At 44.2% G+C, this 21269-nt stretch carries 15 protein-coding genes and 2 pseudogenes; 8 read left to right on the plus strand and 9 right to left on the minus strand.

Annotation, left to right across the window (positions count from 1 at the left end):
* Positions 1-260: 260 nt before the first annotated feature.
* Positions 261-470: a cold-shock protein gene (locus UNITIG_RS16320; RefSeq protein WP_101759447.1), complete on the plus strand. Its 210-nt coding sequence runs from the start codon at positions 261-263 to the stop codon at positions 468-470.
* Between the two features lie 319 nt (positions 471-789).
* On the opposite strand, the gene UNITIG_RS16325 is transcribed toward UNITIG_RS16320, so the two are convergent.
* On the minus strand, positions 790-1863 hold the full coding sequence (locus tag UNITIG_RS16325; protein ID WP_101759448.1) for a 3-deoxy-7-phosphoheptulonate synthase: 1074 nt from the start codon (positions 1861-1863) through the stop codon (positions 790-792).
* A gap of 270 nt (positions 1864-2133) precedes the next feature.
* On the opposite strand from UNITIG_RS16325, the gene UNITIG_RS16330 reads away from it, so the two are divergent.
* The 7 genes and pseudogenes from UNITIG_RS16330 to UNITIG_RS16355 all read left to right on the plus strand — a co-directional run bounded on the left by UNITIG_RS16330 (position 2134) and on the right by UNITIG_RS16355 (position 11689).
* The gene (locus UNITIG_RS16330) at positions 2134-4923 is read left to right on the plus strand and encodes a PD-(D/E)XK nuclease family protein (protein WP_101759449.1); all 2790 of its coding nucleotides are present in this window, start codon (positions 2134-2136) and stop codon (positions 4921-4923) included.
* Positions 4920-8411 carry an exodeoxyribonuclease V subunit beta gene (locus tag UNITIG_RS16335; RefSeq protein WP_101759450.1) on the plus strand — a complete coding sequence of 1164 codons (3492 nt, stop codon included), beginning with the start codon at positions 4920-4922 and terminating at the stop codon, positions 8409-8411. The genes UNITIG_RS16330 and UNITIG_RS16335 overlap by 4 nt, the downstream gene beginning before the upstream one ends.
* Before the next feature lie 117 nt (positions 8412-8528).
* Positions 8529-9665: pseudogene (rlmD, locus tag UNITIG_RS16340) on the plus strand (23S rRNA (uracil(1939)-C(5))-methyltransferase RlmD); the annotation flags it as partial.
* Between the two features lie 17 nt (positions 9666-9682).
* The gene (locus UNITIG_RS25705) at positions 9683-9856 is read left to right on the plus strand and encodes a hypothetical protein (RefSeq protein WP_159931179.1); all 174 of its coding nucleotides are present in this window, start codon (positions 9683-9685) and stop codon (positions 9854-9856) included.
* Positions 9857-9877: 21 nt separating this feature from the next.
* On the plus strand, positions 9878-10555 hold the full coding sequence (locus UNITIG_RS16345; protein WP_101759452.1) for a thiol:disulfide interchange protein DsbA/DsbL: 678 nt from the start codon (positions 9878-9880) through the stop codon (positions 10553-10555).
* A gap of 110 nt (positions 10556-10665) precedes the next feature.
* Positions 10666-11151, plus strand: a complete 486-nt coding sequence (locus tag UNITIG_RS16350; protein ID WP_145999204.1) for a hypothetical protein — start codon at positions 10666-10668, stop codon at positions 11149-11151.
* A 10-nt stretch (positions 11152-11161) separates the two neighbouring features.
* Positions 11162-11689: a hypothetical protein gene (locus UNITIG_RS16355; protein ID WP_101759454.1), complete on the plus strand. Its 528-nt coding sequence runs from the start codon at positions 11162-11164 to the stop codon at positions 11687-11689.
* A gap of 33 nt (positions 11690-11722) precedes the next feature.
* On the opposite strand, the gene UNITIG_RS16360 is transcribed toward UNITIG_RS16355, so the two are convergent.
* From UNITIG_RS16360 to UNITIG_RS16395, 8 genes and pseudogenes are all read right to left on the minus strand, one after another.
* Positions 11723-12595 (minus strand): TIGR03619 family F420-dependent LLM class oxidoreductase, encoded by an 873-nt coding sequence (locus tag UNITIG_RS16360; protein ID WP_101759455.1) that lies wholly within the window; start codon positions 12593-12595, stop codon positions 11723-11725.
* A 24-nt stretch (positions 12596-12619) separates the two neighbouring features.
* On the minus strand, positions 12620-13111 hold the full coding sequence (locus UNITIG_RS16365; RefSeq protein WP_101759456.1) for a low molecular weight protein-tyrosine-phosphatase: 492 nt from the start codon (positions 13109-13111) through the stop codon (positions 12620-12622).
* Positions 13112-13168: 57 nt separating this feature from the next.
* Positions 13169-14326 (minus strand): methyltransferase, encoded by a 1158-nt coding sequence (locus tag UNITIG_RS16370; protein ID WP_101759457.1) that lies wholly within the window; start codon positions 14324-14326, stop codon positions 13169-13171.
* Between the two features lie 94 nt (positions 14327-14420).
* On the minus strand, positions 14421-15488 hold the full coding sequence (locus UNITIG_RS16375) for an AraC family transcriptional regulator (protein ID WP_101759458.1): 1068 nt from the start codon (positions 15486-15488) through the stop codon (positions 14421-14423).
* 126 nt (positions 15489-15614) lie between these two features.
* On the minus strand, positions 15615-17249 hold the full coding sequence (locus UNITIG_RS16380; protein WP_101759459.1) for an ABC transporter ATP-binding protein: 1635 nt from the start codon (positions 17247-17249) through the stop codon (positions 15615-15617).
* Positions 17246-18283, minus strand: coding sequence for an ABC transporter permease (locus tag UNITIG_RS16385; protein WP_101759460.1), 1038 nt, complete (start codon positions 18281-18283; stop codon positions 17246-17248). Before UNITIG_RS16385 ends, UNITIG_RS16380 begins: the two co-directional genes overlap by 4 nt.
* Positions 18284-18285: 2 nt before the next feature.
* Positions 18286-19364 (minus strand): annotated as a pseudogene (locus UNITIG_RS16390) (microcin C ABC transporter permease YejB).
* An 11-nt stretch (positions 19365-19375) separates the two neighbouring features.
* A complete protein-coding gene (locus tag UNITIG_RS16395) occupies positions 19376-21217 on the minus strand; it encodes an extracellular solute-binding protein (RefSeq protein WP_101759461.1) in 1842 nt (613 codons plus the stop codon).
* Positions 21218-21269: the final 52 nt, after the last annotated feature.

The following is a 21269-nucleotide window of genomic DNA, read 5'->3' on the forward strand; positions in this document are numbered from 1 at the left end:
CATAAAATCATTGACGAGCTGTTATAAGCAGTTACAATCTTTATAGCTTGTAAATACGGCTTGTTTTTATGTTCAATCAAAACGATGTTCCGCGGTAGTACTTCGTCCTGTTTATCATAAGTAACACCAATATTTCCCAGCTAGTTTGCCAACATCGCATCGCAATATTTTGTTGCTATTGTGTGTGATATTATCGATTTCGATAGTGTCTTCGCTTAAGCGATGAAGGCGCAATTTCAATAAATAAATAGGATTGTAATATGTCTGATCAAACTACTGGCACCGTTAAGTGGTTCAATGAAAGCAAAGGTTTTGGTTTTATCGAGCAAGAGTCTGGCCCTGATGTGTTCGTACACTTTAGTGCTATCAGCTCTTCAGGTTTCAAAACTTTGGCTGAAGGCCAGAAAGTTCAGTTCACCGTAACTCAGGGTCAAAAAGGCCCTCAAGCAGAAAACGTAGTACCTTTATAAGTACTGTTTAGATACTTTTATAAATATTTTATAAAAGTATTATTTAAAGTGTTGGTTTTAACGCTTCGTGCTAGCACGAGTTTTAAATTGGTACTTTGATTGCTGCTTTGGGTTTGGTTATCTCAAGCCTGTTAAGAATTAGAGCCTGTCTTTAACTCTTACGATAATGCTTTATTCAAAACTGGATAAAAGTAAACAACCGTGCTCGCCACGGTTTTTTTATGCCCGCAGTTTCTGTCCTTTTCATACTGTCATTAAAACGGGTTAGCTTTAAGGTGAAAAAAGCCGCGACTGGCGCGGCATTTTTGCTTTTATGCGCTTAACGTTTTCTGGCTGGGAGTAGTTCTTTCAGTTTGTCGCGCATGGCTTTGATAGACTCCGATGTAGTTTCCCAGTCGATACAGCCATCGGTTACTGATACACCATACTGTAATTGCGATAAATCATCAGGTATAGATTGGTTGCCCGCGTGTATATTGGATTCAATCATCAAGCCAACTATTGAGTTATTGCCGCTGACAATTTGATTGCTGACATCCTCCATGACCTTGGGTTGCAGATTCGGTTGTTTACTGGAGTTAGCGTGTGAGCAGTCAACCATGATGTTGTTAGCAGCTCCGGCTTTTGCCAGTGCCTGTTCGGTGAGTTCAATATGCACGGAATCATAGTTAGGGCCATTGGAGCCACCGCGAAGCACGACATGCGCGTAAGGGTTACCTTTGGTATGAATAATAGCAACCTGACCCTGGCTGTTAATGCCTAAAAAGCGGTGGGGTTTGCTGGCAGATTGAATGGCATTCATCGCAACATCCAGGCCACCATCTGTACCATTCTTAAAGCCGACGGCAGAGGATAGACCGCTGGCCATTTCACGGTGGGTCTGTGATTCAGTGGTGCGGGCACCGATTGCCGACCAGGCGATACAGTCTTGCATGTACTGTGGTGAAATAGGATCCAGCGCCTCGGTGGAAGTGGGTAGGCCCATTTCAGCGACATCAAGCAATAATTTACGGCCGATATGTAAACCTTCGTGGATTTTAAAAGTGTCATTCAGGTGTGGGTCGTTAATCAGACCTTTCCAGCCCACGGTGGTGCGTGGCTTTTCAAAATAGACGCGCATGACAATGTACAGTGTATCTTTTACTTCCTCGGCAAGGGCCTGTAGGCGCTTGGCATAATCTAAAGCAGCATCAACGTCGTGAATAGAGCAGGGGCCAACAACGATAAATAAGCGGTGATCTGTGCCGTCCAGAATATTGCGAATGACTTCTCTACTGTTGGCAATGCTATCGGCTGCCGCGGCTGACATGGGGAGATCGGCCTTAAGTTGTTGCGGGGTAATCAATACTTCCTGCGATTCCACATTTAAATTGTCTACGACGGTAGTGCTCATGCTCTGTTGATCCCGTTTTATACAGTAATTGGCGCGGGCATATCTTACCCAAATAATAAAGCCGGTAATTGTAGCCGAAAATGTAAGCAATAGGGTTGTTCTAGAGAAAAACTTCTTATTTATTTAAGTCTTAAGGGCCAAGATAATATGTTGTTTACGCTATAACTTTGCAGTTATCACAGTTACAATTTGGCTTAGAATTATCCTACATTGCAGCGGTCATTTACTGGGGTGTTGATAAGAACCTAATACTTCCCTAAGAATAAAATCATGCCAAGACTCATTTCACTTTTTGATGTTGAGCCAATTTTCGAGCAGTTATTAAGTGGGCAGCTCATATTGACGCCTAACCAGCGGCTGGCCAGCCGTATCCGTACGGCGTTTAATATCGCCTGTCATCACCGTGGATTAAAAGTTGTGCGCGCCCCGCAGGTTTATTCGTTGCAGCAATGGGTCGACCAATGCTGGCAGCAATTGCTAATGGCTGCAAATCCGCTGGCTTTGTCAGTGCGTCCGCTATCGCAGGCGCAGGAGCAAATACTTTGGGAGCAAGTGGTTGTCACCTCGAATGTTGGGGCGGCCTTGCTGCGTCCAGCTGCAACAGCTCAACAAGCCGCTGCCGCCTATAAGGTTTTGTCTGATTGGCAGCAAGATTTATACGCTGAACAACTACATCAACGATTTGCCGGTGATGAAGATTCAGCGCTGTTGCTGGAATGGATTAAACAATTTGATCAGCTGTGCTTAACGGGAGGCTGGATCACAGCTTTGGAAGTAAAGCGTAGGGTCTCGCAAGCGTATAGCGATGGGTTATTATTGGGAGAGGACAGTATTATTGGTGTCGGTTTTGATGATATTGCCCCTGCCGATAAAGCACTACTGAAAGCTGCAGGACAATTTCACTTATTTCAAAGCTCCCGTCAGGCGGGCGAGGTCAGCATTGTTGAGTGCGAAGATATCCAACAAGAAATAGTCGCTGCGGCAGTTTGGGCTAAACAGATATTAAAACAAAATACTGCGGCTACGGTGGCAATTGTCATTCCTGATTTGGCACAACAGCGGCTCAAAGTAGAGCGAATTTTACAGCAGGTATTTGAACCCGGCTATAATATTCCGTTAGATGAAGATGGGCGGCTTAGGTCGCGACGAAATCTGCCATTTAATTTTTCAGCAGGATATCCGCTGGCAGAAGCGCCCATTATTAATTTTGCACTCAATGCGCTCGAATTGCTGACTGGCCGCATGTCATTAGACTCGATCGAGCTGTTGTGCCAATCGCCATTCCATCGATTAAGTGCAAGCGATGATGCCATTGTGTGTCGACTCATTCGTTTGCTCCGAGAGCAGCGTGAATACTCTTTGACTACCGCAAGGCTCAGACAGTTAGCTGAAAGTGCCGCAAAAAAACATTGCTGTGATGACTGGCACTTTGTTAATAGCTTGCAGGCTATATCAACTAATAACCGGTTAAGTGACCACTATAAATCGCGTACTTATCAGCAGTGGTATACGCTCTTTAGTGAGACTTTGCAGATACTGGGTTGGCCTGGTGATCGTCGCCTCGATAGCATTGAATTTCAGCAAGTGACGCAATGGCATGCGGTAGTGAAAACCTTTGTTGCTCTTGATTTAGTCGGTGCACCTGTCAATGCTACTCAAGCAATAAGCCAACTTAGAACGATTCTTGGCAAACAGATTTTCCAGCCACAAACAGCAGATTCTTCGTTGCAGGTATTGGGTACCCTGGAAGCTGCTGGTTTACAGTTTACGCATGTGTGGTTGCAATCCATGTCCGAGCAGCAATGGCCGCAGTCACCTGCGCCAAATCCTTTAATCCCTTTTGGTTTGCAGCGCGAGCAGCAGATGCCGCATGCAACGGCAGAGCGTGAGTTGCTATACGCGCAGGAATTAACGCATCGGTTTATTCATAGTGCTGATCATATAGTTGTGAGTTCGCCGTTAAGTATTGATAACAGTCCTGCTTCAGTTAGCCGTTTATTCGACGCATTTCCGCGCCGCACTATTACTGAGTTATTAGGTCGCCCGTTATTGCAACTATTACCGATTAATGAAATTCGGCGCCGTCATTATGAATCTCAGCAGTTGCAACAGTGGCAACCCGGTAATGCGCCTTCATTAGTGGAAGGTGAGTCGGTCAGTGGTGGTAGTCGCATATTTTCCAGTCAATCGGCTTGTCCTTTCAGAGCATTTGCCCAGCACCGGCTGGTATTGAAGCCTCTGGATAAGCCAGCTTTAGGTTTAAGCGCTGCAGATCGAGGTAGTTTGCTGCATCGTGCTTTGGAATTTCTCTGGCAAAAATTAAAAAACCAGCAGACATTGCTAGTGTTGGATGAGTCGGCTCTGCAGTCACTGTGTGAAGATTGTAGTCGTTATGCCATAAATGAACTCGCCCAAAGAATCCCTGCACGATTTGGCTTGCGTTACCAACAGTTAGAAAATATGCGCTTGCAAAAATTACTGCTTGCCTGGCTTAATGTTGAAAAAGACCGCGAAAATTTTACCGTCGAGAGTATCGAAGACAGAAAGGCTTTTCAGTACGAGGCCTTGTCGGTGCAAACGCGGATTGATCGAATCGATCGATTAGATGATGGTAGCTTACTAATCATCGATTACAAAACGGCTAACAGTAATATCGCCAGCTGGTGGGGTGAGCGGCCCGATGAGCCACAATTACCTTTGTATAGCACGCTAGCTGACCAAGCCGAAAAGCAAGTGGCCGGCATTGCTTATGCACAAATAAATCTTTCTGCTTGCAAGCTCAAAGGTGTGGGGAGTGAGGATTGTGCTGAGCCTGCTATTCAGTGGAGCGATAAGATAAAAACCGATGCAGGGGTGATGGCCTGGCCGCAATTACAGCAGCAATGGCGAAAAGTATTAACAGCCTTGGCGAATGATTTTATTAGTGGTAAGGCTGAGGTTGACCCGAAGCAGCCAGTTAAAACGTGCTTGTATTGCCACTTGTCACCCCTGTGCAGAGTAGAGCATCAGTCTAACCCTCTGCAAGAGGATGAAGACTTGTTGGCAGGTGGAACACTATGATGCTACCTGTTGATCATGACCAGCGCTTGGCAGCATTAAATCCTTTACGTTCGATCTGTGTTACTGCTCCTGCTGGTTCTGGAAAAACAGAATTACTGAGTCAGCGAGTGCTAAAATTACTTTCTCGTGCACAACAGCCTGAAGAAATATTGGCGATCACCTTTACTCGTAAAGCTGCTGCAGAAATGCATCACCGGATTATTGCTGCGCTACAGTTTGCTTTGGTTGCTGATGAGCCAGAAGCGGGGCATAAGCAATTAACCTGGCGGTTGGCGAAAGATGCTTTAATGCAAAATGATCGGCTAGGCTGGAATTTATTAAGTAACACCTCGCGCTTAAAAATTCAAACCATTGATAGTCTTTGTGCTAATTTGACCCGTCAAATGCCTATTTTATCTAATTTTGGTGCGCAACCGAAAATAGCAGATAACCCGCAACCGTATTACCAGACTGCAGTACATAACTTGCTCGATAAACTCGAAAGCAATCATTTTATTGCCGACGATTTAGCGGGTTTGCTTGTCCATGTCGATAACGATATGGCCAAGTTAGAGCGCTTGCTAATTACGTTGCTGCAAAAAAGAGATCAGTGGTTGTTACATCTTGGTATTGGTCAGGATGTTGCCAAGGCTAAACTACAACTCGAAGCTGTTCTGGAGCAGGTGCATCGTGATGTACTGTCTGCATTGCATGCGCAATTAATGCCTTGGGCTGTCGAGTTGCTACCGTTAATGGATTATGCCGGTTGTAATCTACAGTGGCAGAATGCAGATTCGGCTATCACTTCTCTTGCGGGTAATATCGATCTGCCAGCTCCCGAGCCTGAATGTATCTCACAGTGGCTAGCTATTGCTGAATTGTTGCTGACTAAAACCAATGAGTGGCGTAAGAGTGTTGATAGAAGATCCGGTTTCCCTACTGAAACCGAGGATGGGGATAAGGCCTTAGCGAAAACATTAAAAACTGAATTTATGGCTTTGCTAGCAAATCTATCTTTAATTGATAGTTTACGGGCCAATTTATTAGATTTACGTTTTCTACCAGCCACAAAATATGAACCCAGTCAGTGGCAAATGTTGGAGTCCTTAAGTCGCCTGCTGCCGCTGTTAGTAGCTGAATTAACGCTGGTATTTCAGCAGCATGGCGAAGTGGATTACAGTCAGATTTCCATGGCCGCTTTGCAGGCATTAGGTGACGGGTTAAGGCCTAGTGAATTGGCAATGAAGCTGGATTATCGCTTAAGCCATATATTGGTTGATGAATTTCAGGACACTGCCAGTACTCAGTTTCAATTGTTGCAACGTTTAGTAGAAGGTTGGGATGAATATAATGCCGCGCACCCTGAGCAACCAAATACCTTGTTTATTGTCGGTGATGGTATGCAATCGATTTATGGGTTTAGGCAAGCCAATGTCGGTCTATTTTTGGAAGCAAAAAAACACGGTGTCAATGGTGTTTTATTAGATGACCTACGGCTGACGGTGAATTTTCGTTCTGATCCTGCGGTAGTGAATTGGGTTAATAACACTTTTAGTGAAGCATTTCCCAAGCTGGAAAATTTATCCCGTGGTGCTGTGCCCTTTGAGTTTGCTGAGGCCTTTAATCCTGCAACTACGGATAGTAGCATTAAGGTACTCGGATTCGCTGGTGACAATGCGCGCGATGAAGAGGCTGCTCAAGTGGTAAAGTTGGTACAGCAGTTTCAAGCTGAAAATGCTAATGGCAGTGTTGCTATATTGGTTAGAAGTCGTGGGCATTTACAAGCAATTATTCCCGCTTTGCATAGGGCAGGTATTCAGTGGAGTGCTACCGACATTGACCCGCTGGCAAGTTATGGATTGATTAAAGACCTGCTCACTTTAACTAAAGCATTGCTTAATATCAGTGATGATATTAGTTGGGCGGCACTCTTGCGCACTCCTTGGTTAGGCTTGAACAATCATGACCTGCATAGTTTGTTAGTTGCTGAAACCAGGCTAAGTGTCTATTCAGCGTTGCAGTCATCTGTTGTTTTGTCAGCGTTGTCTGAGCACGGACGCAACCGGTTATCGGCAGTGTTGCCGATACTTAATGCTGCGGTTACCGGCCGCCAGCGTCATTCATTTCGAGTATGGGTAGAAGGTGTATGGATGGCGCTGGGTGGTGCTGCTTGTGTCGCCAGTAGCGATGAATTTGTTATGGTTGATGATTATCTTGATATGCTAGAAAGCCATCAGCAGGGCGAGTCGATTGCGTCAATAGATGCGTTTGAACAGTCCGTTAGTCAGCTCTACGCCAGGCCCCAATCAACTCACCATCAGCTTTCGATCATGACAATACATAAGTCTAAAGGTCTTGAGTTTGACTGCGTTATTTTACCGGGTTTGGCTAGAGCCCCCCGTAGTGATGATAAATCACTGTTATTATGGCGCGAATATCTAAGCCATTCGGTGACTGATACGCATGTTCAAAATGGTTTATTAATTAGTCCCCTCGGCGCCAGCGGTGATGTCGATGATAAAATATATCAACATTTACGCTACGAGCAGTCGCAGTCAACACAGCTTGAAAATACCCGGTTATTATATGTTGCAGCAACCAGAGCGATTAGACAATTATATTGTTTATTAACTGTTGAGTTAGATGCCAGAAGCGGTGAACCAAAATCGCCAGCTAAAAGTAGTTTAATCATCGATGCCTGGTCGGCTCTAGTTGACCAAGTACAGTGGTTTGTCCCGACTGCGGCAAGCAACAATGAAGTCACACAATTTGGCTTGGACTTTGAATCAGTCAGCCACCAGGGAATTTTGCAGCGGCTTATTGCTGATTGGCGTGCACCATTGATGTCGTCACCCAACCCGCTTCAAGAATTTTATCTGGACTTTGAATACGACTCAGCTGGCGATAATATTCCGGATATTATTACCGATTCATTGCCAGTATTAATTGGAACGGTCAGTCATTGGGTGTTAGAAGTGCTGGCGAATCAAGGGGTGGATTTTTGGCGGTCGATGGATGCCCAACAACAATCGAGTTGGCTTCAAGCATTGCTGCACTATCATCAGACTCCACCTGAAATGATCACTACTGCTAGCTGTCGTATTGTGCAGGCAGTCAACAACACGGTAAATGATCAAAAAGGGCTTTGGCTGTTAGCTAATGACCACTTGTTAGCCTTTACTGAGCTGCCGATGCTGTCCAGTTTTGCTGGCTTGCTAAAACAAAAGGTTATCGATCGCTGTTTTATAGATTCAAACCATGATGTATGGATTGTGGATTATAAAACGTCTATGCCTTTAGCGGAAGAATCAAAAGAGCAGTTTTTAAGTAGAGAGCTGAGTCACCATCGGTCACAGCTACAAGATTATAAGTTGCATCTTTCGGTGTATTTGCAGCAACTACTGAAAGATCCCACAAGTGCTATAGCTGGACTAAATTTCGATCAGCTCACTATTAGAACGGCCTTGTATTTTACTCATTACCCGCAATGGTTGGAGTTGGATCTATGAGAGTTGTATGTCCGCGAAGTCGCTCGATGAAAATATTGCAGGGTGTTTCCCTTGGCTAAATTTAAATCCAAAGCAGGTCATTCTAAGCTCAGGACGTTCAGACCGTCAAAGCGTGAAGTGCCTGCAGGTAGTCATTTGCTTCGTGTTCAATCTCTTGCCGACGATGGTCGTGGTATAGCTGTAGCTATAGGGGAAAGTGGGCGAGTTTGTAATAAAAACAAGCGTGTTTTTGTTGCTGGCGCGCTCCCTGGTGAGCTAATCACCGCTCGATATACCTCAGTGCACAAAGATTATGATCAAGCTGATTTGCTTGCGATAAAAGAGGCTTCAGCTGATCGGGTTATACCTGAATGCCATTACTACCAGCAGTGTGGTGGCTGTAGTCTGCAGCATTTAGATTACTCGCAGCAGTTAAGGCATAAGCAACAACGCTTGGCCTCACAATTTAGGCCATTATTAGCAAACGAGAATATAATATCCGAACTAATTCTATCGGCGCCACCAGCACATTATCGTCATCGCGCGCGCTTTGCAGTAAGTGCCAATCGTGATGGCTTGTCCATTGGATTCAGGCAGCGCGAAAGTCATAATCTAGTTGATATTGATCGCTGCCACATTGTCTACGAGAGTATCAACCAGCAGCTGCCAATGCTTAAAACTTTGATCTCAGTCCTAAGAAAGCGTAAAGCTGTTACCGAGTTAACCTTGGTTGAGGATAGTGCAGGCAAGCATGGCGTACTGCTAAATTGTAAAACGAGCTTACCGGATGACGATATAGAGAGTTTAAGGGTTTTCGCACACCAACAGAGTATGAGTATAAATATAATATCGGCAAATCAGCCTGAAATTATGTCGGTATGGCCGCTACAGCCGCAGCAATTTGAATACCGCCTTGATAGCTATGATGTAAGCTTACCCTTTGCTGTTAATGATTTTACTCAGGTTAACCCTGTCATTAATCAACAGCTTATTGCTACCGCATTGGAATGGCTGGAACTAACTGATGAGGACATCGTTGCTGATTTCTTTTGTGGTATTGGTAATTTTAGTTTACCGCTGGCGCAGCTCGCAGCTAGTGTTACGGGCTATGAGTTAGTGCCTGCAATGGTTGCAAAAGCGGTTATTAGTGCTGAAGTTAATGGTATTGATAATGCTACATTTCATTGTCGAAACCTGATGTCAGACAAGGTAAATGTAGTTGGAGATTACAACAAGGCGGTCCTGGACCCGCCCAGGTCTGGTGCTTTATCACTATGTCAACAAATAGGGGGATGGGTATTAGGCATATTGTATATATCTCGTGTAATCCATCCACCCTTTATCGTGACGCTAAAGAATTACTTGCTGCTGGCTACCAGTTGGAAAAATTAATGCTGGCTGATATGTTTCCGCACACGGCGCACAGCGAAGCTATTGCACTTTTTGTGATGCCGAATACACTATAATAATAAATTAATAGGTGATGAATGTTTAAAAAATTATTCCTGGGCGTATGGTTAGCTACTATGTTGTTGGCTTGTGAGCAGCATAAATCAACTACTATAACTGTTAATGGTACCGAGTATGTTGCGGGTATTGATTATAAAGTACTGAATACCCCTATTCGTTTTGGCGAATCACCATTGCCGAATATGATAGAGATATTTTGGTACGGTTGTCCTCATTGTGAGCGCTTCGAGCCTTTCCTGCAAGACTGGATTAAAACATTGCCGGTTAATTTGGAGTTTGGGCGTCTGCCTGCGATTTGGAATGACCTTATGATCATTCATGCTCATGCTTTTTTTATTGCACAACAACTTGAGTTAGGGCACGACTTCCATATGCAGCTGTTTACTCGGGTATTGGCTTCGCGTTCAAGTCAGGACTTGGACTTTCATCGCAGTCGTATTGCCAGTTTATTTAAATCCAATGGTATTTCTGAAAACGAATTTAATGATTTATATGAGTCAGAAGAGATAAAGTCGAAAGTTGGCCTTAGTTTTGCGGTAATGAAAGAGGCTGGTATTAGTTCAACCCCGACCTTTTTGATTAATGGAAAATATGTGTTGACCGGGGGGCCATTTAAAACTAGAGAGGAGTTGCTCTCGGTTGCTCGCCATCTCATGCAAGATGAAATAGATCATCAGCCTGAAGATTGGTGGTGATAATATTAAGCACGTATGTAAACGATAATGTTAATTTACTCACGCTGGAGAAATAAATGGCAGATGATGACGAGCAACAGGAAGAGAACCCTGTCCAGCTATTAAAGAAAGTGGAAAAGCAAGCAGCAACTAATAAAATATTGATGATTGTGGTGTTATCAATTTCAGGCTTGTTGATTACTGTGATGGCTACCGGTTTGACAGTCATGTTTTTACGAATTGCTGAATTAACAGCCGCCACTGAAATAGAAGAGGAAGACCCAATGGAAGAGCAATTTATTGCTCTTGAACAGCAGTTAATGTTGTTAGCCGATTTTAGAAAAAGCGAGCTAAAGAAAATATCAGCATATACCAAGCAGCTTGATAAAATTGCTAATGATTGCAGTCCTGAAAAATCAGCTCCTTACCGTGATTTTCTGGCAGCTAGAGAGGAGGATTATCAGCTGTTGGTCGAAGCAATAAAGTCTGGTTCTAGTAATTTAGCAGGAATGAATCAAGGTTCAAAAAAATGGCTGGTTCCGCATGCCGCTGCGTTGGATGATTTAAAAGATGCCAGTGTGATTCGTAAAGCTAAACTTGATAAATTAGTTAATTAAATGGTGTGATATGGCAGGCGATAACAGAGATGAAGACACTCCGAAAGAGCAGACGCTTGAAGATAAAATTGAAGTCGTCGCTGTTAAAGCAAGTAAGCAATTTTGGATAGCAATAGCATGCATCCCTGTAATACTAATTATTTTTGTGGTAGGCATTATTACCTTAGCCAACGCGCACAAACAAACTAGCAGTATTGTCGCCGAAAAGCCGGTCAATAAGCTTGAAATGTTTTCCAGAAATATTGAAGGTGTTAAACAGAAGGCAGAAAAACAATATGCTAATTATTTGGATAAAATGGAAGATAAGTCTATTTTAACGATAAATGAAAATTTTCGCGTTATGTATCAGCTATCTGGAGAGAGTGAGCAGGATTACACCCAGCTGTTGGATGTCTATCAGAAAGTGAATTATGAGAATGCCAGTCGGATTCGTGGGTCAGGACAGTGGTTTTTTTATCATGAGAAAAAAATTAAAAATTTAATTTTAAGGTCACAGCAGCGTGAAGAAAAATTGATGGCGTATTTACAGGCTGATTAGCTATTTATTATACGTGCATTCACTTAGCCTGAATTATTTGTTCATCGGCAATATGATGTCATCTGCATAGCGTTTTATCCCGTCAATTTTTTTGTTAATGTCTTGTGTGTCGCCATGATAGAACGGCCAAGGCTGGGTTAAAATATGAGTGACACCGCCATCGGCTAATTTTTTATAGGCATCAATGGTGAATGCATCGCTAGGTGTGGCCATAACATCAAAAGGTAGGTGGTCGCGCCCATAGTCTTTACGTAATTGTTGGATATTGGCAATTGAGTCTATTATTTCGTCAGAAGTTTGTAAGTCTGTTACCCAGCCGTCGGCAATTCTGGCGGCACGTTTCATTGCTGGAGAACTGATTCCGCCAGACCAAATCGGAATATATTCTGTTGGCGCCGGATTCATTTCCAGTTTATCAAATTGATAGTATTGACCATGATATTCCACCATTTCACCAGACCATAATAGGCGCATGACTTCTATCATTTCATTGGCACGTTTTCCTCGAGTATGAAAATCCTGTTGCATTAATTCAAATTCATCTTTTGACCAGCCCACACCAATTGCAGGAGTAACCCGATTGTTAGAAACAACTGCAGCTGTACTGATGGCCTTTGCGACCAAATATGGGTTGCGCATAGGCAGAACAAAAACATTATTGGTGAAACGTAATCGCTTTGTTATGGTGGCCAGGGCGCCAACCATTACCCATGGATCTGGCCAATCGGTAAATGCTTGCCAGCGCCTGCTACCGTCTTTGGTATAAGGATAGGGTGTTGATATTTTTTCAGGGTGGACCACATGATCAGAAAAAGACATTGCTTCCCAGCCAGCCTCGTCAGCCACAGGGGCAATTTGTGTAAGATGACTGACTGTGCTGAATGAGGTGGATAAAACAAATTTCATAATGGACCTGTGTAAATTTTCGTTTTATTTATCGTGTAGAAGTTCATGTTTATTGATTATATAGCTAAGTAAATGCCTGCACGCTTTTTCGATCGCCACAATCACTTTGTCAAACTGCTCTTCATCATCGTAGTAAGGATCAGGGATTTGCCTGTTACCCCCACGTTGACTGTAGTGCATGAGTAAGTTGATTTCACCTTGATAGTCTGAAGGTGCCCATGCTTGTACATTCGTTAAGTTAGCTCTATCCATTGCTATGATGTAGTTATAAGTCGAGTAATCCTGATCATCGATTTGCCGAGCAATTTGTTGGCTAATGTCATATCCAGCTCTGGCTGAGGCAGCGACTGATCGCGGGTCTGGATGTTTGCCAACGTTAAACGGTGCTGTGCCGCATGAATCAACCGAAATACTCGTAGCCAGGTTTTTTTCACTCACCAGTCTTTCAAATATGCCTTGCGCAGCCGGGGAGCGACATATATTGCCTAAGCAAACAAATAGTACGTTGATGGTCATGGTAAAACGTCATCCAATTGGGTTATGCACAAAAAAAATACAATATTGCTGTAACTGTCATCGTTTATTGGCGGCTAGTACAACAAATTTTTGGTTGCCGGCAACGGTGCGACAATTGCCGAAAATACGCTTTAGCGTAATATGATAATTCAGGTGTCGATTACCTACGACCCACAGTGCCCCTCCTTGACTGAGGTGCTGGTGGCTTTGATGAAACAGGTTTTGGGCAATATGGTCACCAACGGTATTATTTTGGTGGAATGGTGGATTGCACAGTATCAGCTCGATGGGCATTGTTGCCAGTGGCTCTAATCCGTCGCCAGCCTTAAAGATTGGGGTTTTATCGCCATTAATGTCTGAAGGGTTGATATTGTTGTGATAATTAAGCTGGGCTGAGGCTACCGCCATATAGGATTCGTCGACAAAATAGAGTTGGCTATTGGGCTGTTGCCGCTGAGCCATAATACCTAATAGTCCGTTGCCACACCCTAAGTCTACGATATGTTCTGCCAGTGGCATATGCTGAAACTGTTGCAAGAAAAACCTGCTACCGATATCCAGCTTTTCACGGGAAAAAACATTGGCATAATTGCTTAATACCAAGTTGAGTTCATCAATTGTAATTATGCTGGGATAGGGTTCGCGATGAAGCTTGCCTATTTCATTTTTTTCTTTAGGTATAGAGAAAATTAATCGGGCTTTTTTACTGGCTAGTGAGGTGGTAGTCGTACCAATATACTTTTCAAATAATTGTAACTGTGCTTTAGTTAAGTATTTCACCATGCCGGCGGCGATAATAATAGTTGTAGTGTTGATAGCTGTTTGTAAGTCGATGAGCTGTTGTTCCAGCAGGGCATTACTTTTGGGGATTTTCAATAGCACTACGTCGTATTCGTGCTGTAAGGGTGTCATGCTGGATAGTGTGTGTTCTGCTGGTGTGAGTTGATTAAGCTGTTGATTATGTAAAATAGCCTGATGACTGATATATGAATCGCCCCAGTGATGACACTGGTATTGATGAAGACTACAAGCTAGAGCGCCAAAATTATCATTTGCTATCAATATTGAGCTGTTTGGTGTAAGTATCGAGTGCTGATCAAGGTGGGTAAGCATTAGCTCGTCAGCAGCATCCCAGGCGCGTAAGTTTTTAGTATTGGCCTCAAGTGGAAGACGTTCCAGTTGAAGCGAGGCGAATGCAGTTTCGAGTTGGTCCATTAGGGTAATGTTCTGAGCTAGCAGGGAGCTTATTTTACGTGGCTTGGCACTTTGGAGCTAGCGTTAGCGATGTTAACTATCAGTCATTTAGTGGTTAATTGGGTTCTTGTTGTTGGTTGCTGCGAAATTCACCTGGCGTCATCCCCGTCCATTTTTTAAATGATCGATGAAATGCACTGGGCTCATCAAAGCCTAATAACGCTGATACCGCATTAATTTTTAACTCCGGTCGACTTAGGTAGCTTTTTGCCGCATTGCAGCGCAAATCATCCTTGAATTGTTGGTAAGTAGTGCCGACATCTTTTAAGCGGCGGCGCAGTGTCCTGACTGACATGTGCAAATGATTAGCCATCTCTACTACGCTTAAAAAGTCACGACTAAAATCATTGCCAATGATGCGCTTCATTTGTGAGAGAATGCTTTTTTCATCTTCCTCATTGGAAGCAAGTAGATGATAGGGCGCGTTACGTAAAAATTCTTTGAGTGAATCTTCTGTATGCACTAGCGGGGCGAGTAAATAATTGGCCGGAAAACGAAAACTATTGGCCGGTTGCTCAAAGTGTAAATCGCATTTAAATAATTGCTGAAGATACGAAATATTTTTTGGTGCGCTGGTTTGAAAATTTACCTGAACCAGTTCAATATTTTTGCCAATTAGCCAGCCACAAAATCGTCGCCAAATGGCCACACAGTGCGCCATCGTTATAATGTTGTCGGCAGATTCTTGGTCTAATAATTCATTGTTACTGGGGAATAAGTATTCGGCTGTACCATCTTCTAAACGGTAGATAGGATTAATGTCAAAAGCGCTGTTTTCACCACTCAATGTTCGACAAAAAGCGTTGAACTCGGCGGCTCTACGCATGGCTTGCTCAAGGTTGTTGCAATGAATAATCGTAAGGCACATCATACGAAAAGTGCCAGTATGGGCTTTTTGTTTTAAACCAAGACCAAATGATTCGTCCTGAAGCAGCCACATTACATAATTGAAAATATTGGTATAAACCTGTGACGGTACTGGTGTATTGGGGTCTATGTCTGGATCAAGGATATCGATAGGAGAGTTCAACGAAACCACGAGTGTGTTTAGGTTGTAACCTTGCGCCTCCGCCACGTTAAGCATGGTCCGGGCGTATTTTAATGGGACAGAGTCTTTTTCCATGATAAAAAATATCTAATGAGTCATTATAATTAATGGTGGTTAGCTACTATTATAATAGCTGATATTGTCGGTAGATCATATTAACGGTTTTTAGATTAACCCCGTCACTGTAAATTGCTGGCGCCATTAGCTTGGCTGCTGCTTAACGTGTATTGCGGAGGGTAGGGCGGCAGCTAATAATTGTTGGGTATAGGGATGTTGAGGGTTTTCAAAAATCGATTGGCTCTCACCACTTTCGACGATGTCGCCACCTTTCATTACCAGCATACGATGGCTTATAGAACGCACTACAGGCAAATCATGGCTAATAAAAATATAGCTTAACTGCCTGCGCCGCTGTAAATCTTTTAATAATTCCAGTACTTGTATTTGTACTGAGCGGTCTAGTGCGGACGTTGGTTCGTCCAATATAATCAATTTGGGCTTTAATATAACGGCGCGTGCAATGGCGATACGCTGACGTTGTCCACCAGAAAACTCATGAGGGTAGCGGTGTCGAATAGCTGGGTCCAAATCGACTTCATTTAACACCTCAACGACACGCTGATCACACTCTTCATCAGTAAGTTGATAATGAACTCTCAGGCCTTCACTGATAATGTCGGCGACGGACATGCGTGGACTTAAACTACCAAAAGGGTCTTGGAAAACTACTTGTATTTGTTTACGTACCGCCTGCATTTGTTGCTGGGAATAGGTATGAATGGGTTGTTGTTGGAATTCGATCAGGCCCTCAGAAGCTGTAAGGCGCAATAAAGCCATCGCCAGAGTGCTTTTGCCGGATCCACTTTCCCCGACTACACCAAGGGTTTCCCCTGGGTAGAGCTCTAAGCTCGCTTCTCTGACGGCGGAAAAAGTTTTAGGTTTTTGATAAAACCAATGTTTACCTATGGGGAATTTAACGGATAAATTTTTGGTGATTAATAGTGGCTTGCTTTCTTTGGTGCGCATGCTAGTTACGGCATCACCGGCAGGCTCGGCTGCTAATAGCATTTTAGTATAGGGGTGTTGGGGTAAGCTAAATAACTGCTCAGTGTCTTGCTGCTCAACTAATTCCCCTTGTTGCATCACTAACACGCGATCGGCAATTTGTCTGACGACAGATAAATCATGGGTGATTAATAAAATGGCCATTCCCATGCGTTGTTGAATGGTGGACAGCAAGTCTAATATCTGGCTTTGTACAGTCACATCGAGGGCCGTCGTCGGCTCATCAGCGATTAACAACTCTGGCTCATTGGCAATAGCCATGGCAATCATCACCCGTTGCCGTTGGCCGCCTGAAAGTTCGTGAGGGTAGGCGTTGGCCTTGTCTGCGGGCAACGGTATTTCTACTTGGGTTAGCAAATCGATAACTCGTTGCTGCAACGCCTGACCGCGAAGCCCTTGATGAAGGCTGATGACTTCAGCAATCTGTTGTCCGACTTTATGCAGTGGGTTTAATGCAGTCAGAGGCTCCTGAAATATCATGCTGATTTTATTGCCGCGAATTTTTTTTAATTTTTTGGCATCTAAATGTAATAATTGCTGATCGTGGAAAAAAATTTCGCCGCTGGGGTGGTTGGCCATTGGGTAGGGTAATAGCCCTAAAATAGAGTGTGCTGTTACCGATTTGCCTGAGCCACTTTCTCCAACTAATGCTACGGTCTCGCCGGGGTTAACGACAAAAGAAACCTGCTTCACAGCGTCGGTGCTAGTATTACCCTGACGAAAGCGGGTGGAGAGTTGCTTGACTCTTAAAAGCGGGGAAGTAGGCTTCATTGGATCAACCTCGGATCAAAAGCATCTCTAACTGCTTCGCCAATAAATACCAGTAGTGTCAGCATAAGTGAAAGCACTGTAAAAGCGCTGATGCCTAACCAACTCGCATGTAGGTTGCCTTTACCCTGCGCTACCAATTCACCCAGTGATGCTGATCCGGGCGGTAAGCCAAAACCCAAAAAGTCTAGTGATGTTAAAGTGGTAATGGCCCCGGTCAGTATAAAAGGCATATAGGTCATGGTAGCGACGACCGCATTGGGCAATATATGTCGATACATGATGGTAGTATTGGTAACTCCCATGGCTCGCGCAGCTTTAACATAATCCAGATTTCTTCCGCGTAAAAATTCAGCGCGCACTACGTCAACGAGTTGGGTCCAACTAAACAGCAACATGATGGCCAATAACCACCAGATATTAGGTGTTATAATGCTGGATAAAATGATTAATAAAAACAACACTGGTAAGCCGCTCCATATTTCAATGAAGCGCTGTCCTAACAAGTCTATATTGCCACCGTAATAACCTTGTACAGCGCCAGCTGCGACACCTATAACAGTGCTGCCCAATGTTAGTGCCAGGGCAAATAACAGTGAAATTCGAAAGCCATAAATAATACGAGCCACCACATCCCTTGCCTGGTCATCTGTTCCCAGCCAGTTTTCTAACGAAGGAGGTGAGGGGGCTGGCGAAGGTAAGTCAGCTATATGGGTATCGTAGCTATAGTGAATGATTGGCCAAATCATCCACCCTGAATTCGTAATAAGTTCAACCACATAGGGATCGCTGTAATCCGCCTCGGTTTCAAAGTCACCACCAAAGGTGGTTTCTGGATATGAAAAGAGCGCAGGGACAAACAGCTCACTGTCATAGCTAACAAGTATCGGTTTATCATTGGCAATAAATTCTGCAAAAAGACTGAACCCAAATAATAAACAGAATATCCAACAGCTATAAAAGCCACGTCTATTGGCTTTGAACGTTTGCCAGCGACGTTGATTAATGGGGCTAAAATTTTCGCTCTTGAATAGCATGTCTAAGCGGCCCTGGATTCAAAATCAATACGAGGGTCGATCCATACATAGGTTAAATCACTGATGATTTTCATCACCAAGCCCATCAGGGTAAATATAAACAAGTTAGCAAAAATCACCGGGTAGTCGCGATTAATAACCGATTCGTAACTCAGTAGCCCCAACCCATCGAGCGAGAAGATAACTTCAATCAACATCGAGCCAGTAAAAAACATGTGGAGAAATGCACTGGGAAACCCGGCAATAATAATCAACATGCCATTTCTGAATACATGACCATAAAGGACTTGCTGTTCATCAAGACCTTTGGCTCTGGCGGTGACGACGTACTGCTTATTGATTTCATCAAGAAAGGAGTTTTTTGTGAGCATGGTTAAGGTGGCAAAGCCCCCAATGGTATAGGCAGTAAGTGGCAGTGCAAGGTGCCAAAAATAGTCTTTGATTTTATCGATCATGGATAACTCTTCAAAGTTGTCCGAGGTTAGGCCGCGTAAAGGAAACCAATCCAGATAACTACCACCGGCAAACACAACGATTAATAAAATTGCGAATAGAAAGCCGGGGATGGCGTAGCTAATAGTGATAAAAGTACTGGACCAAACATCAAAGCGGTTGCCGTGATGAATCGCTTTGTTGATGCCTAGTGGGATAGAAATAAAATAGACCAGTAAGGTGCTCCATACGCCTAAAGAGATGGAGACCGGTAGCTTGTCAATGATCAGATCAATAACGGGGGTATTGCGAAAGAAGCTCTCACCAAAATCGAATTGTGCATAGTTGACGACCATTTCCCAAAAGCGCTCGGTAGGCGGCTTGTCAAAACCATACATTTTTTTTATGCGTTCGATGGTCTCGGCATCGAGTCCATAGCTTTGCTCGCGGCGCAGTGCTGTTTGCCCGGTATCGCCGCTGGCAGAACCGCTGATACGGCTAGTGGCATTAAGATCATGGCCTTGAAGTTGCGCAATCATCTGGTCGACTGGGCCCCCGGGGCGGATTGCACGATGGCAAAGTTAATCACCATAATACCGAACAGGGTCGGGATGATTAACAGTAGTCGACGTAGTATGTAGTTGGCCATATAACTCTATATTATTCGTTTAAAGCAGCTTTGGCCTTGTTCAGAGCCTGTGCTTTATCGGGATCAACCCACCAGCTAAAAAGGCCAATACTGAAGCTCGGATCATATTTAGGGGCGATGTTTGGCTGGCCAAATTTGTCCCAGTAAGCCAGCCGGTGAGCGCCGCTATGATACTGGGGAACAACAAAATAATTATGTAACAGTACCCGATCAAGCGCTCTGGTGCGGTAGATTAATTGTTCGCGATCCGGGGCGGAAATGACCAGATCGACGAGCTGGTCAACTACAGGATCTTTGATGCCGGAATAGTTGCGACTACCTTCAATGTCGGCAGCAGTTGAATGCCAGTATTCTCTTTGCTCGTTGCCAGGTGAAAGTGATTGTCCGATTACGACGGTGAGCATTTCAAAATCATAGCTACGTAATCGATTGACAAATTGCGAGACTTCAATGCTTTTCACTGTCATTTGAATCCCTAGCTTTTGTAATGCTTTGGCATAGGGGTTAAGTATGCGCTCGGTAGTAGGCATATAAATCAGTATTTCGATAGTAAAGGGTTCGCCGCTGGTGGCATTCACCAGCACATTATCCCTGACTACCCAGCCGGCTTCTTTCAATAGTTTTGCCGCTATTCGTAAGTTACCACGGTTGTGACCGCTGCCGTCACTAACAGGGTTGGTGTAAGGCGTGGTGAATACGCTTTCAGGAATTTGCTCTTTAAAAGGGGTGAGAATGTCTAGCTCTTCCGGGCTAGGGAGGCCGGATGAGGCTAGTTCAGAATTGGAAAAGAAGCTGTCGGTGCGCTTATAGGCCCCATAAAATAAATTTTTATTTGTCCACTCGTAATCGAACGCATAATTGAGGGCTTTGCGTACCCGTAGATCCTGAAATTTACTGTCGCGTAAATTCATCAGCAGGCACTGCATGCCGGTTGTATTGTTATGTTCAATTTTAACTTTTTTCAGCAGCCCTTTGGCTGTTGCCGGGCTGTTGTAACCCGTTGCCCATTGTTTTGAGACGTTTTCAAGTCGAAAATCGTAGCGGTCAGCTTTCAATGCTTCTAACAACACGACGGCATCTTTGTAATAATCAAGTTGTACTTGATCATAATTATAGAGCCCTCGATTCACTGGCAGATCGCTGGCCCAATAATCCTTCACTCGCTCAAAACTGATTGAGCGTCCGGCGTCAGCGTTAATGATTTTATACGGTCCGCTGCCTAGCGGTATCTCCAGTGATGACTTGCTGAAATCACGGTCTTGCCAGTAGTGTTTAGGGAGTATGGCCAGGTCGCCAACGATGAGTGCCAGTTCGCGATTGACCCCAGGCTTAAAGGTGAATTTGACCCGCTGCGGGTCAAGCGCTTCAACCGTTTGAACATCGGCATAGTAGGAACGGAACAGGGGTGAGCCTTTTTCGATTAATAGATTAAAGGTAAATACAACGTCGTCGGCAGTAATCGCGACACCATCGTGAAAGCGGGCTTCTTTCCGCAGGTGAAATATGACCCACGATCGATCTGCGGGGGTTTCGATTCTTTCCGCAATCAAACCATATTGGGAGAAGGCTTCATCGGCTGAATGCACCATCAGCGTGTCATAAATCAAACCGATATTATCGCCAGGGGAGCCTTTGCTAATAAATGGGTTAAGGCTGTCAAAAGTACCCTGTACCCCTAGCCGTAATTTGCCTCCTTTTATTGCGTTGGCAGAGGTGTAGTCAAAGCCATGGAAATCCACCGGGTATTTAACATTGCCATGCATAGCAATGGCGTGAGAAATGGTGGTGTCGTTGCCATAGCTGGCGCCAGCGATTAAAACGCTGAAAATTAATGTGAATAGTCTAGTGCGCATGGCTGGTTCGCGATCTGGTTAATTAGTAGTCGAATTGCCCTAAGGGTCGAGC

Origin of the sequence: Oceanicoccus sp. KOV_DT_Chl (assembly GCF_900120175.1) — a bacterium.
Classification (GTDB): domain Bacteria; phylum Pseudomonadota; class Gammaproteobacteria; order Pseudomonadales; family Dasaniaceae; genus Oceanicoccus.